The 12,501-nt window shown below is 61.7% G+C and carries 11 protein-coding genes and 2 pseudogenes; 11 read left to right on the top strand and 2 right to left on the bottom strand.

Annotated elements, in window-relative coordinates:
* Positions 1-316: pseudogene (locus tag J0I64_RS17985) on the bottom strand (hypothetical protein); the annotation flags it as partial.
* A 239-nt stretch (positions 317-555) separates the two neighbouring features.
* Between J0I64_RS17985 and J0I64_RS17980 the strand changes: the two are divergent.
* The 6 genes and pseudogenes from J0I64_RS17980 to J0I64_RS17955 form a co-directional block, all read left to right on the top strand.
* Positions 556-717: pseudogene (locus J0I64_RS17980) on the top strand (thermonuclease family protein); the annotation flags it as partial.
* An 86-nt stretch (positions 718-803) separates the two neighbouring features.
* Positions 804-1,055 carry a GlsB/YeaQ/YmgE family stress response membrane protein gene (locus J0I64_RS17975; RefSeq protein ID WP_291410760.1) on the top strand — a complete coding sequence of 84 codons (252 nt, stop codon included), beginning with the start codon at positions 804-806 and terminating at the stop codon, positions 1,053-1,055.
* Between the two features lie 14 nt (positions 1,056-1,069).
* Positions 1,070-1,576, top strand: coding sequence for a YidB family protein (locus tag J0I64_RS17970; RefSeq protein ID WP_291410758.1), 507 nt, complete (start codon positions 1,070-1,072; stop codon positions 1,574-1,576).
* 309 nt (positions 1,577-1,885) lie between these two features.
* Complete coding sequence (locus J0I64_RS17965) at positions 1,886-2,587, top strand: YjbE family putative metal transport protein (RefSeq protein ID WP_291410756.1); 702 nt, start codon at positions 1,886-1,888, stop codon at positions 2,585-2,587.
* 117 nt (positions 2,588-2,704) lie between these two features.
* Positions 2,705-3,877, top strand: coding sequence for a peptidoglycan bridge formation glycyltransferase FemA/FemB family protein (locus J0I64_RS17960; protein ID WP_291410754.1), 1,173 nt, complete (start codon positions 2,705-2,707; stop codon positions 3,875-3,877).
* Entirely contained in the window at positions 3,874-5,196 is a 1,323-nt protein-coding gene (locus tag J0I64_RS17955) for a polysaccharide biosynthesis C-terminal domain-containing protein (protein WP_291410752.1), read from the top strand. Before J0I64_RS17960 ends, J0I64_RS17955 begins: the two co-directional genes overlap by 4 nt.
* A gap of 6 nt (positions 5,197-5,202) precedes the next feature.
* Here the strand turns inward: J0I64_RS17955 and J0I64_RS17950 are convergent, their stop codons facing one another.
* On the bottom strand, positions 5,203-5,769 hold the full coding sequence (locus J0I64_RS17950) for a hypothetical protein (protein ID WP_291410749.1): 567 nt from the start codon (positions 5,767-5,769) through the stop codon (positions 5,203-5,205).
* A gap of 158 nt (positions 5,770-5,927) precedes the next feature.
* Between J0I64_RS17950 and acs the strand changes: the two genes are divergently transcribed.
* The 5 genes from acs to J0I64_RS17925 all read left to right on the top strand — a co-directional run bounded on the left by acs (position 5,928) and on the right by J0I64_RS17925 (position 12,496).
* Positions 5,928-7,883, top strand: coding sequence for an acetate--CoA ligase (gene acs / locus J0I64_RS17945; protein ID WP_291410748.1), 1,956 nt, complete (start codon positions 5,928-5,930; stop codon positions 7,881-7,883).
* 139 nt (positions 7,884-8,022) lie between these two features.
* Positions 8,023-9,105 (top strand): glycoside hydrolase family 3 N-terminal domain-containing protein, encoded by a 1,083-nt coding sequence (locus J0I64_RS17940; protein WP_291410745.1) that lies wholly within the window; start codon positions 8,023-8,025, stop codon positions 9,103-9,105.
* Positions 9,106-9,191: 86 nt separating this feature from the next.
* Positions 9,192-9,992, top strand: a complete 801-nt coding sequence (locus tag J0I64_RS17935; RefSeq protein ID WP_291410743.1) for a UDP-2,3-diacylglucosamine diphosphatase — start codon at positions 9,192-9,194, stop codon at positions 9,990-9,992.
* A gap of 90 nt (positions 9,993-10,082) precedes the next feature.
* Positions 10,083-11,144: a glycosyltransferase family 1 protein gene (locus J0I64_RS17930; protein ID WP_291410741.1), complete on the top strand. Its 1,062-nt coding sequence runs from the start codon at positions 10,083-10,085 to the stop codon at positions 11,142-11,144.
* 143 nt (positions 11,145-11,287) lie between these two features.
* Entirely contained in the window at positions 11,288-12,496 is a 1,209-nt protein-coding gene (locus tag J0I64_RS17925; protein WP_291410739.1) for an MFS transporter, read from the top strand.
* Positions 12,497-12,501 lie beyond the last annotated feature (5 nt).

Raw genomic sequence — 12,501 nt, 5'->3', positions numbered from 1 at the left:
CCTCCATACTCTCGGGGAACAGCAGCACGCAGAGCAGAAACAGCGCGACTGCGTAGCTGAAAACGAAGAAGTACTTTCCAAAACTCCAGTCGGTGATCTTGAAGAGGCCGAACTGCCACCACCAGAAGTGGATGAGCATGAGCATGACCGAGCAGGCCCATGCAAAATGCACGGGGTAGAGGCGGTAGTGTTTTGGGTGCTGCAGGATTTTGGCTACGCCAGAAAGCAGCCGAGTAACGCCGAGGCCAATAACGATGGCGAGCACTACGCGTATGTGCGGGAAGAGCTCGTGAACAGCGCCGGCCGTAGATTCCAATGATGCCCCTCCCGTGGATTACCCCAGACAATCAAAAACCGATTTTGCATTCGTTAAGGCGAGGCAGGAAATTGAGCCTGTCGGCACGGTCTGCTTGAGGGCCTAAAGGGTTGCCACGCGCCAATTCTTCGCCTTCAATTGAGGTGGCGTCTGGGGGCGGAGGATATATGAGGACGGTCTTTTTCGGGGCGCTGTTTCTTGCAGTCGCTTGCACACCTGCTTTCGCGCAAAGCGGCGAATGCGTCATAAAGGGCAACGTCAACACGAGAGGCGAGCGCATCTACCACGTGCCGGGTCAAAAATATTACGAGGAGACCCGAATTCAGGCCTCACACGGCGAGCGCTGGTTCTGCTCCGAACAAGAGGCGCGTGCGGCTGGTTGGCGGCGGTCGAAGGTTTAGCGGCTGTTGGCGTTCTCGCCGCGACATGATGGAACTGCCACGGCATCGGTCGAGTTTATGACGCATCCCTAGCCGAGGAGCGTCAAATGGGAATTCTCTGGACCATCATCATCGGTTTGGTCGCCGGTATTATCGCGAAGTTTCTGGTGCCGGGACCGAATGAGCCTTCTGGCTTCGTTCTGACCGCTGTTCTCGGCATCGTCGGCGCATTTGTGGCGACATTTCTCGGACAGGCCATCGGCTGGTATCAGGCTGGCGAAGGTGCCGGTTTGATTGGCGCCATTGTGGGTTCTGTCATCGTGCTCCTTGTCTGGGGCGCAATTTCCCGTCGCGCGTAATCAAGGACAAGACAATGGCTAACAGAACTCCTTCACTTATGGCGCTGCTCGGTCTTCTGGCGGTTGCCGGCTATCAGCACCGCGACAAGATCGCAGATGCGCTCAAGGGTATGCAAACCAACAGCGGCGCCTCTGGCGTCGGCGGGGCCCAGGCCGGAGGGCTTGGTGGTATTCTTGGCGGGCTTGGCGACCTCATCGGTGGCAAATCGAATGGTGGCAATGTGCTTACCGGCGGACTCAACGATCTGCTCGATAACTTCCGGGGCAGTGGCCAGGCGGAAACGGCAAGCTCCTGGACGACTGTCGGCGTGCCCACCAAGGGTCTGAGCGCGCAGGAAGTGGAATCCGCGATTGGCAAGGACACGCTGACGGAGCTGGCAGCGACGACGCGCATTCCCTACGACGAACTGCTGACCCGTCTTTCTACGAGCATTCCGCAAGCCGTGGACAAACTGACTCCGGACGGCAAATTCCCGCAGTCGGACGCCGAGGCGCGGGAAAGCCTTTTCAAGACAACCTGAGCAGGAAGGGTGGTTTCATGGGCCGCCCTTTGAAGCGGCGAAACCCGTTTTTTTGCATCTATACGGAACGATCGCCGTCGTGGGCCGTTATAGTAATGTCGATACGAGGTTGAAAAATTTCAATATCGACACAAAGGCCCTGGCAGCGATCAGCTACCAGGGCTTTTTGCTGCGCCTCGAGGCTCCGAGCGTTCAAATCTTGCCCCGAGGGCCCATAAAATTGCTGGAGGCGCCGGGAGCGGCTTTCCTCCCACCGCAGAGCGGCGTATAGCCGCAGCATAGCCTGTTCACCAGAAAGTTATCCCTTCAATGTTCGGCATCGATCCGAGTTTTTTCAGTTCGCTCTTCCAGGTCATCATCATCGATCTGGTCCTAGCGGGCGACAATGCTGTCGTCATCGGGTTGGCGGCCGCGGGGCTGGCGCCCGAATTGCGCCGGAAGGCTATTCTGGTCGGTATCGCCGCAGCGACCGTGTTGCGTATCTGCTTCGCCCTCATCACCACGGAGCTGCTGTCGCTCGGTGGCGGCCTGCTCATCGCCGGCGGCATCCTGCTGCTCTGGGTTTGCTGGAAGATGTACCGGGAGCTCAATGTCAGCGAAGAGGAAGAGGGCGAGGCGACCGAGGCGCTTTCGGGCAACGACCTCAATGCTGACGGCACCGTGGCCGGAAAGGCACCGCGCAAGACGCTGCGCCAGGCGGTTACCCAGATCATCATCGCCGACGTTTCCATGTCGCTCGACAACGTGCTGGCCGTGGCCGGTGCGGCGCAGCACCATGTCGAAGCGCTGATCTTCGGCCTGGCGCTCTCGGTTGTGATGATGGGTGTCGCCGCGACCTTCATCGCGCGCCTGTTGCACCGTTTCCGCTGGATTGCCTGGATCGGTCTCCTGATCATCCTGTTCGTGGCCGTGCGCATGGTGCTCGAGGGCGCCGGCACGTTCGTCACGATCCCGGAGATCCCGCTGCTCTACACACCCCACGCTCCGGCTGCCGCTGCTGCGGCGCACTGAGACTTGAGCTTTCGCTAACCAAGCCCCGAAATTGGGGGCATTTAGCGACGCGCAATAGGGATTTGCTCATCTAGAGCCACTAGCCTCCCCGCAGACGACCAATCTGCGGGGATTTCTATGTCCAGTGTCGCCAGGGAGATGATGGAGCCAGCGCGGGCGGCCAATGCGGCCGCGAGCGCAAGCGCCATTACGCTCGTGGCGCGGCAGGTATCTGGCGCCGATTGGGACACCATCATCGGCAGCTTCGACGAAGTCTGCCAGGAACAGACCCACGCTTTTGCCAAGACGCGCTGGCCTGATGTCGGCCAGGAGCCTGTGATCTTTCAGCGTGGCGCCACGGTGGTGGGCGGCGCTCTGGTCATGATCCAGCCCCTGCCGCTGGGCCTCGGCAAGATGGCCGTGGTCAAATGGGCGCCGATGCTTGCGTCGGCCGGCTCGGCCGAAGCTGAGGCGCTCAGGGCCGCCATGGTCGATTGCCTGACGCGGGACTATGCGGAAAAGCGCGGCATGATGCTGTCGGTGCTGCTCCATGCCTCGCCCGATGAAATCAATGCCGGCTATCACGCGCTGCGCCAGCGCGGTTTTCAGCGTGGCTCCACGCTGCTTTTTCCCAATCGCTATATGGTGCGGCTGCGCCTCTCGGACGACGATCTGCGCAAGAGTTTCCACCAGACCTGGCGGCGCCAGCTCAACAAGGCGGAAAAATCCAATCTGGAATTTTCCCGTTCCGAGCCCGGCGAGATCGGGGATTTCAAGGCGCTCTACGCTGCCATGACCGAGCGGAAGCAGTTTCCCGATCATTCCGCCTATGAAACGCTGGATGTGCTGATGGGGCTCGACGAGCCGCTGCGGCCGGAACTGTTTTTCGTGCGGCATGAGGGCGAGACCGTCGCCGGGGCCCTGATCTTCAAAGCGGGGCAGCGCGCGGTCTATCTTTATGGCGCGACCAATGACAAAGCCCTGCCTTTGCGGGCGGGCTATTTCCTCCATTGGCAGGTAATCCGCTGGTTACGCGATAATGCCCGGGCACAATGGTATGACCTGGGCGGCACGGACGGGTTCCAGGGGCTGCATCAGTTCAAGGCGGGCATGGTCGGAACGGCAGGCGTTATTCGGCCGGTGCCTCCGGTGCTCAACCGGGCCACCTCGCCATGGGCGGGCTTTCTGGGCAATGCGGCGTTTACGGCGCGGGACGTGCTGCAGCATACGCGACGGCATCTCGATGGCCTCAGGAGCAGCAAGGCGCGGCCTGATCAGGCTCCGCACATCTGGGACGAGTCGTTCCGATGAGCCTTGCCCGAAAACTGGCCTCGCAGTCCTCGATCATCTTTGCGGCCCGTATTTTCGGGGCAGGCTTCATTTTCATCGCCCAGGCCATGATTGCGCGTCTCTGGGGCGCGGAACTGCTTGGCGAGTTTCTGCTGGTGGTGGCGAGCGTCAATCTCGTCTCGGTGGTGATGCCGCTCGGCTATCACACCGTCGGCACCTATTTTGCGGCTGAATACCGGGCGCGCGGCAATCGCCGGCAGCTGATGGCTTTCCTGACGCGCTCCTATGGGTTTGTTGTGCTGAGCTTTATCGGGCTCGTCGTTTTCGGGCCGTTGCTGCTTGAGGTGGTCGGGTTAGGGCAGGGTGCCGTTGCGCTGCATTTCGTGCCGTTTGCCCTGCTGACGCTGGGTACGGCCATAGTCTATGTGAACAGCGCGACGCTGGTTGGTCTGAAGCGCCCATTTGCCGGCTTCTTTGCCGATACGCTGCTGCGGCCGATGATTGTGCTGGCCTCGTTCCTCGTAGCCCTGGGTGTCGGCACGCCGGATGCGGGCTTTACCCAGATGCTCTGGTGCATCGGGGTTGGCTATGTGCTCGTCTCGCTCGTGCAGTTTGCCTTTGTGGTCACGAGCCTGCCGAAAATTCCGGTAGGCGAGGAGCTGTTGCCGGCCGAGGCGCGGCGCTGGTGGCGGTTTGCGCTACCGTGGGTGGTGATCAGCCTCGCGACCGATTTTTTCTTCGACATCGACCTGCTGCTGCTCAGTCACATGCTGGGGCGCGAGGAGCTGGCGATTTTTGGCGTGTGTACGCGGATCTTCTCGCTGGTGTCGTTTGGCGTGGCGGCAGTTTATGCCGTGACCATGCCCGACATGTTCGAGAGCGAGGCCAAGGCCGATCGCGAAGCTTTCAACCGCAAGGTGGGCGAGGCCAATGTCGTGGCCAGTGGCGTGGCGCTGCTGTTGTTCGGCGTGGCCGTGCTTGGCGCGCCGCTGGCGCTGATGCTGTTCGGGCCCGAATTTGCCGCAGGTGCGGCGCCGCTCGCCATTCTCTGCCTGTCGCTGGTGGTGCGCTCGGCCATGGGACCGGCTTCGATCGTGCTGTCGATCCACGATCGGCCATGGGCCAGCCTGCCGGCCATTGCGCTCGGCATTCTGACGCTGTTCCTTGGCAATCTGGTGTTGGTTCCGGCGTTTGGTCTTGTCGGGGCTTCGCTGGCGGCGATCGTTGCGATCAGCGTCTGGTCGGTGGCGCTGTGGCTGACGGCGCTGCGGACTGCGCATATCGATGTCTCGATCATGCAATGGTTCAGGTCGCGTCGGCGGGTGCTAGCGGCCGAGTAGGGGCGCTCAGGCCCCAACAAGGCCCTTCAGGCGATTCCTCAGCCGTCCCAGCCGGCCGATATTGACCCCGCTGTCGTAGCCTTCTTCGCCCTTGGTGTAGAACTTTTCGATCAGCAGATAGTCCTGGCCGAAGATGTGCTGTTCGAGCAGCACCGTCTCACGGTAGCCGTAGCGCTTAAGCAGCATGCGGGCGACCTCGTTTTCCGGCCGCACGAAGGTGAAGGCCTTGTGGAAGCGGGTCTTGTCCCAGTGCTCGTCGAAGGCGCGCATGCCGAACATGCCGAGCTTGGTCTGGCGATGGGAGGGGAAAACCCAGCTCCAGTAGCGGAAGATGGCGCCGCATTCGGGACCCGACACCATGGCGCCACCCGGAACCCCATCGGCGCACATGATCATGATGTGCCAGGGATCGATCGCCATAAGGTTGTGGAGAAAGGTCTTGTTCAGCCGGCCCATTTCGTAGGCCTTGAAGCGGTCGCTGTAGTGCGGCGAGGTCGCGATCACATCCATGAGTTCGGCATGGATCAGCGGCACATCCTCGGGTTTGGCGGCACGGATGGTCATTTCGGCCATGGATCTGCTCCCTCTGCAAATCTGCGGCGTTCACCTTAGCGCCATGCCGTTAATGGAGCGTGGCCTTCGCTATTGGCTTTAGGTCGGATGCCCAAGGGCTTGCGGCGGATAGCTCGCGTCAGTAGAACGGGGGCCGGGAGAGACCAGGGAGGATGACAATGAGCGAAGAGCTCTTGTTCCAGCCAAGTGCAGCCGCAATCGCACACACCCAGACTACGGGCGAACAGTATGCCGCTCAGTACGAGCGTTCGATCAAGGATCCCGATGGATTCTGGGCCGAGCAGGCCAAGCGCCTCGACTGGGTGAAATTTCCCACCAAGATCAAGAACACGAGCTTCGCCTACCCCGATGTCTCGATTAAATGGTTCGAGGACGGGATTCTCAACGTTGCTGCCAACTGCATCGACCGGCATCTGGCCGAGCGCGGCGACGATATCGCGATCATCTGGGGGCCGGACAATCCGGCCGATGAGCCCGAATATATCAGCTACCGCAAGCTGCACGAAAAAGTCTGCCGCTGCGCCAATGTGCTGAAGCAGCTCGGCGTCAAGAAGGGCGACCGCGTCACCATCTACCTGCCGATGATTCCGCAGGCTGCCTATGCCATGCTCGCCTGCGCCCGTATCGGCGCGGTGCACTCGGTGGTTTTCGGCGGCTTCTCGCCGGACGCGCTGGCCGGCCGTATCAATGACTGCAATTCTGAAGTCGTGATCACGGCCGACGAAGGCCGTCGCGGCGGTAAGGCCGTGCCACTCAAGGCCAATGTCGACAAGGCGCTGCAGGACTGCCCGGGCGTGCGCAAGGTGCTCGTGGTGCACAATACCGGCGCCGACGTGCCGATGAAGGGGTCGCGCGACGTCTGGTGGCACGAGGCTGCTGCTGGCGTCGAGCCGTTCAACGAGCCCGAGCCGATGAATGCGGAAGACCCGCTGTTCATCCTTTATACGTCCGGCTCCACCGGCAAGCCCAAGGGCGTGTTGCACACCCAGGGCGGCTACCTCACCTATGCGTCCCTCACGCATGAAAAGACCTTCGACTACAAGCGTGGCGAAGTCTTCTGGTGCACGGCCGACGTTGGTTGGATTACCGGCCATAGCTACATCGTCTATGGGCCGCTGGCCAATGGCGCGACGTCGCTGATGTTCGAGGGCATTCCCTCCTGGCCCGATGCCAGCCGCTTCTGGCAGGTGGTCGAACGTCACAAGGTCAACATCTTCCATACTGCCCCGACAGCCATTCGCGCGCTGATGGGCGCCGGTTCCGATTTTGTCGACAAGTTCGAAATGCCGAGCCTGCGTCTCCTTGGCACCGTGGGCGAGCCGATCAATCCGGAAGCCTGGCTCTGGTACTCCAAGCATGTGGGCAAGGATCGTTGCGGTATCGTTGACTGCTGGTGGCAGACGGAAACGGGCGGCCACATGATCGCTCCGTTCCCGGGCGCGTTCCCCGTAAAGCCAGGCTCGGCGACCAAGCCGTTCTTCGGCGTGCAGCCAGTTGTGCTGTCGCCCGAGGGCGTGATGCAGGAGCAAATCAAGGCCGAAGGCGTGCTCGCCATTGCCGATAGCTGGCCGGGGCAGATGCGCTCGATCTTTGGCGATCACCAGCGCTTCATCGAGACATATTTTACCCAGTACAAGGGCTACTATTTCACCGGCGACGGCTGCCGGCGGGACAATGACGGCTACTACTGGATCACTGGTCGCGTCGACGACGTGCTCAACGTGTCGGGTCACCGGCTGGGCACGGCCGAGGTCGAAAGCGCACTGGTGGCGCACCCGAAGGTCAGCGAAGCGGCCGTTGTCGGTTATCCGCATGACGTCAAGGGGCAGGGCATCTATTGCTATGTCACCCTGATGGCGGGTGAACAGAGTTCCGACGAGCTTCGCGCCGAGCTGCGCAACTGGGTTCGCAAGGAAATCGGGCCGATCGCTACGCCGGACCTGATCCAGTGGGCGCCCGGCCTGCCCAAGACCCGTTCGGGCAAGATCATGCGCCGCATTCTGCGCAAGGTCGCCGAGAACGATTTTGGCTCGCTGGGCGATACCTCGACGCTGGCCGATCCGGCCGTGGTCGATGATCTCATCGCCAATCGCCAGAACCGTCCGGCCGGCTAAGGCCTTTCAGTTCGTGGAGTTTTTAGCCCCCGGGTCATGCCCGGGGGCTTTCGTTTGTGCGGCACGAAGGCCTCTCAGTCATTGTGTCGCCAGCTTTTCGTGACCACTCTGCCGCCTAGATTCGCCTGGAGTCCTCGTTTTGCGCCCAATCTTTGCCGCTGCCTTCGCATGCCTTGCCCTCGTCGCTCCCGCCCAAGCCGCAACGCTTGAGGAAATGGCGGGGCAGATGATCGTCATCGGCTTCGACGGCAAGAGCGCCGAGGACCCCGGCGTGAAAGCCATGGCCGGCGAACTCGCGGCCGGGCGGCTGGGCGGGGTGATGTATCTCAAGAAGAATGTCGCAAGCCTTGCAGCCGTCGCCAAGATGAATGCGGAATTTCGGGCGGCCTCGCCTGATCTGCCACCCTTTATCACCCTCGACCAGGAAGGTGGCGCGGTCGAACGGCTGACCAAGGATGTCGGCTTTACCGAAATTCCCAATGCTGCGACGATCGCCGCCGACAACAGCCCCGAAGCGGCCGAGGCCATCTATGCGGAAATGGCCAAGGGCATTGCGGCACAAGGCTTTACGGTCAATTTCGGGCCTGTCGCCGATCTCAACATCAATCCGAATAATCAGGTGATTGCCAAGTTTGGTCGCGCCTATAGTGCTGATCCCGAGACGGTCACTGCCTACGATCGCGCCTTCATCGAGGGGCACCACAAGGCTGGCCTTGCGACGGCGCTCAAGCACTTTCCGGGGCACGGCTCCTCGACGGCCGACAGCCATGAGGGCTTTGTCGACATCACCAAGACCTGGTCGGAAGACGAACTCGAACCCTATCGCGAGCTGATCGGCGAAGGCGTGGTCGACATGGTGATGGTGGGGCACCTCTATCACGCCGATTATGCGGATGATGACGGGCAGACGCCGTCGTCGCTCTCGGCGCGTTGGATCGATGGGGTGCTGCGCACTGATCTCGGCTTTGACGGCGTCGTCATCAGCGACGATCTCGAAATGGGCGCCATTCGCGACCACTTCACGCTCGAGCAAACCGTGGTCGAGGGGGTAAAGGCGGGCATGGATATCCTGCTCTTTTCCAACACCGGCTATCAGCGGCCAGGCCTATCGAAGGAAGTTCTCGCCATCCTCATGGAGCACGCAGAGAAAGACCCCGCTTTTGCCAAGCGTATCGAGCAGAGCTACGAGCGCATCGTTGCGCTCAAGCGGCGCCTCGGATAGGGGTTTCCACCTCTTTCTTGCGAAGCCGGTTTTCTCCGTCTCCGTGCAAAGATAAGGTGCTGCGGTAACTTGGAGGCCAGTGGGCAATGACGGATGACCGCGAGGTCCGGCACGCCCGGGCATTGTTCCTGTCCGACGTGCATCTGGGCATGAAGCCGACCCGGGTGAAGCAGCTCATCGAGTTTTTGCGCGTCCACGACGCCGAGACCATCTATCTGGTCGGCGATATTCTCGATGGCTGGCGGCTGGCCAAGGCCTGGCACTGGCCTGAGGACTACAACATTCTGGCCCAGCTGTTGCTCGACAAGGCGTCGGCCGGAACCAGGATCGTCTACCTGCCGGGCAATCACGACGAATTCCTGCGCGAATATCTCGGCACCTATTTCGGCGAAATCGAGCTGGTGGATCGGACGATCCACACCACGGCGACCGGGCGCACCTATCTTGTCATTCATGGCGACCAGTTCGACGTGGTCGTGATGAATGCCAAATGGCTCGCTCATGTCGGGGACTGGGCCTATAACTTCGCGCTGCGCGTGAACATCGCCATCAACTGGGTGCGGCGCCGGCTGGGGCTGCAATACTGGTCACTGAGCGCCTGGGCCAAGCAGAAGGTGAAGAACGCGGTCTCGGTCATCGGCCGCTTCGAAGAGGCGCTGGTGCATGAGGCCAAGGAAAGCGGTGTGCAGGGCGTGATCTGTGGTCACATCCACTTCGCCGACATGCATGACCGCCTGGGCATCCACTACATCAATACCGGCGACTGGGTGGAAAGCTGCACGGCCGTAATCGAGAATCACGACGGCAATTTCGAGCTGATCAAATGGACCGAGATGGTGGTCGGTGAGCCGCGACGCACGAAAATCCGGCGCCCCGTAACCGAATAGACTGTCGCGACTTCGTCGCATCAGGTTCATGGCAGCGCAATTTGGCTGACGCAGGCTGATCTTGCTTGAATCAGCCCCAGCGGTGCCGCCATGGCCTATGCCGTTTCCTCCGGTTCTTCCCGTCGTATCGTCATTGTCACCGATGCGTGGCGCCCACAGATCAACGGGGTGGTGCGCACGCTCGAAAGCGTGGGCAAGGTGCTGCGCGAATGGGGGCACGGGGTCGACTATCTGACGCCCGAAGCCTTCTGGACCGTGCCGGTACCGACCTATCCCGAAATCCGGCTCTCTCTGGCCTCAAGACGCGCCGTGTTCCATCGCCTGGCCCATTCGCGGGCGCATCACATTCATATCGCGACCGAGGGGCCGCTGGGGCTTCTGGCGCGCCAATATTGCATCGAGCGCGGCAAGGGCTTTTCGACAAGCTTCCATACGCGCTTTCCCGAATATGTCTCGGCGCGTCTGCCGGTGCCGCAGGACTGGAGCTATGGCTATCTGCGCTGGTTCCACGAGCCGGCCGGCAATACGCTGGTACCCACGCCATCGCTGCGCGACGACCTGATAAAGCGCGATTTCCGCCGCCTTCGGGTTTGGGGGCGTGGCGTCGACATGGAGCGGTTCCAGCCCGGGCGCTCGGCTGTGTTCGCGCATCTGCGGGGGCCGCGGCTGCTCTATGTGGGGCGGGTCTCGGCCGAGAAGAACGTCGAGGCCTTCCTTGCGCTCAATGTGCCGGGCACAAAGATTGTCGTGGGTGACGGCCCGGACCGAGTGCGGCTTGAAAAGCTCTATCCCGACGTCGTGTTCTGCGGCTATCGGCATGGCGAAGCGCTGGTGGAGGCCTATCAGGGGGCCGATGTGCTGGTATTTCCGAGCCGCACCGACACCTTTGGCAATGTGATGACCGAGGCACTGGCCTGCGGTACGCCGGTTGCCGCCTATCCTGTGACGGGGCCTAAGGATGTGATCACCGACGGCCGGGCCGGGGCGCTGCACGATGATCTCGCGGTTGCCGTGCGACGGGCATTGATGCTCGACCGGAAGGATGCGTCCAACCACGCCCAATCCTTCACCTGGGCGGCGAGCGGCAAGCAGTTTCTCGACGGCCTCGTGCCGGCCAGCGTGCGCCTGCCGCAACTGGCGGAAGCCATCTAGGAAAGCGAATTTTGGTCTGTCGGGATCAATTGTGACACTCAATTTATAACGTTGCACTCGGGCGGGCATTTGGGTCTTGCATTGTGCCGAGATGCAAGGCACCAAGGCATTCGGGGCGCTGATTTGCGCCCGGAGCTTTTTCCATGTCTTCCGTTCTGTCGCGCCTCGATACGCCTGAGGCGCGTGCATCGCTTTATCAATTCACCGTCTATCTTCCGGGCGCTGTCGCCTCGGTTTTTCTCGGCATCTGGCTCAGCGAACACGGCATTCCGGCGGACCAGATCGGCGTGGTCAACGCGCTCCCGATGCTGGGCCTGTTGCTGCTGAACATGATCATCGGTCGCATTGCCGACCGGGCCGACGACTGGCGCACGGCGATCATCGCCATTTCGCTGGTTTCGGCGCTCATTCCGCTTGGCTTGTATTTTACGAGCGAGTTCTGGGGCATTTTGCTGGTCTGGGCGCTGGCGGCGATGTCGAATGGCCTTGTGCCGCCAATCATCGATGCGGCGACGGTTCGCATGACGCGTCGCAACGGCACGGATTTTGGCGCGGTGCGCGCCTGGGCGACGATCGGCTATGTGGTTGGCGCGGCGGGTATTGGCGGGCTGCTGACCGTTGTGGGGCCGGGGGCCTTCGTCACCCTCTATCTCGCCATGACGGTGTTGCGGGCGATTGTCGGCTTCATGCTGCCGCGTTTCCGGGCGCCTGCGCTCGAGACGACGCTGGCCGACGTGCCGGGCACGCCGGCGCAGCGCCCCAAGCTGCGGGATTCACTGAAACTCTGGTTTGTGCTGCCGTTGGTGGCTTTCGCCCTGGTCAACTCCAGCAACGCCGCCATGGGCAGCTTTGGTGCGCTGCTCTGGCACCAGCAGGGCATTCCGGACTATTTCCTCGGGCCGCTGCTGGGTACGGCGGCAGTCGGGGAAGCTGTGTTGATGCTGATCTGGCGGCGTTTTGGCGGGCGCGTGACGGCGCGCAACATGATCCTTGTGGCGTGTCTGGCCGGGCTCGTGCGCTTTACGGTGCTGGCCTTCGGGCCGCCGGTGGAAGCGCTGTTTCTGCTGCAGTTGCTGCATGCGTTCAGCTTTGGCATGGGCTATTTTGGCGTCGTCCACTTCATCGCCAACTGGACGCATGAATCCAACGCCGCCGAGGCGCAGGGTTTTGCCAATATGCTCAACCAGGGTGTGGCCATGGTGATGCTCATCCTCTTCGGCTGGTTGGCCGAATGGTTTGGGCCCGGGGCGTTCTTCTCCTCGACCGTGACCTGTTCCATCGGCATCATCTGCGTTTTTGTTTCGCTCCGCCTGCGCCCACCCAAGGACGCCACGCGGCCGCCCGTTTCCTGATTGCC

The organism is Devosia sp. (assembly GCF_017307565.1).
GTDB lineage: Bacteria > Pseudomonadota > Alphaproteobacteria > Rhizobiales > Devosiaceae > Devosia.
This window is presented reverse-complemented; position numbering and strand designations above follow the sequence as displayed.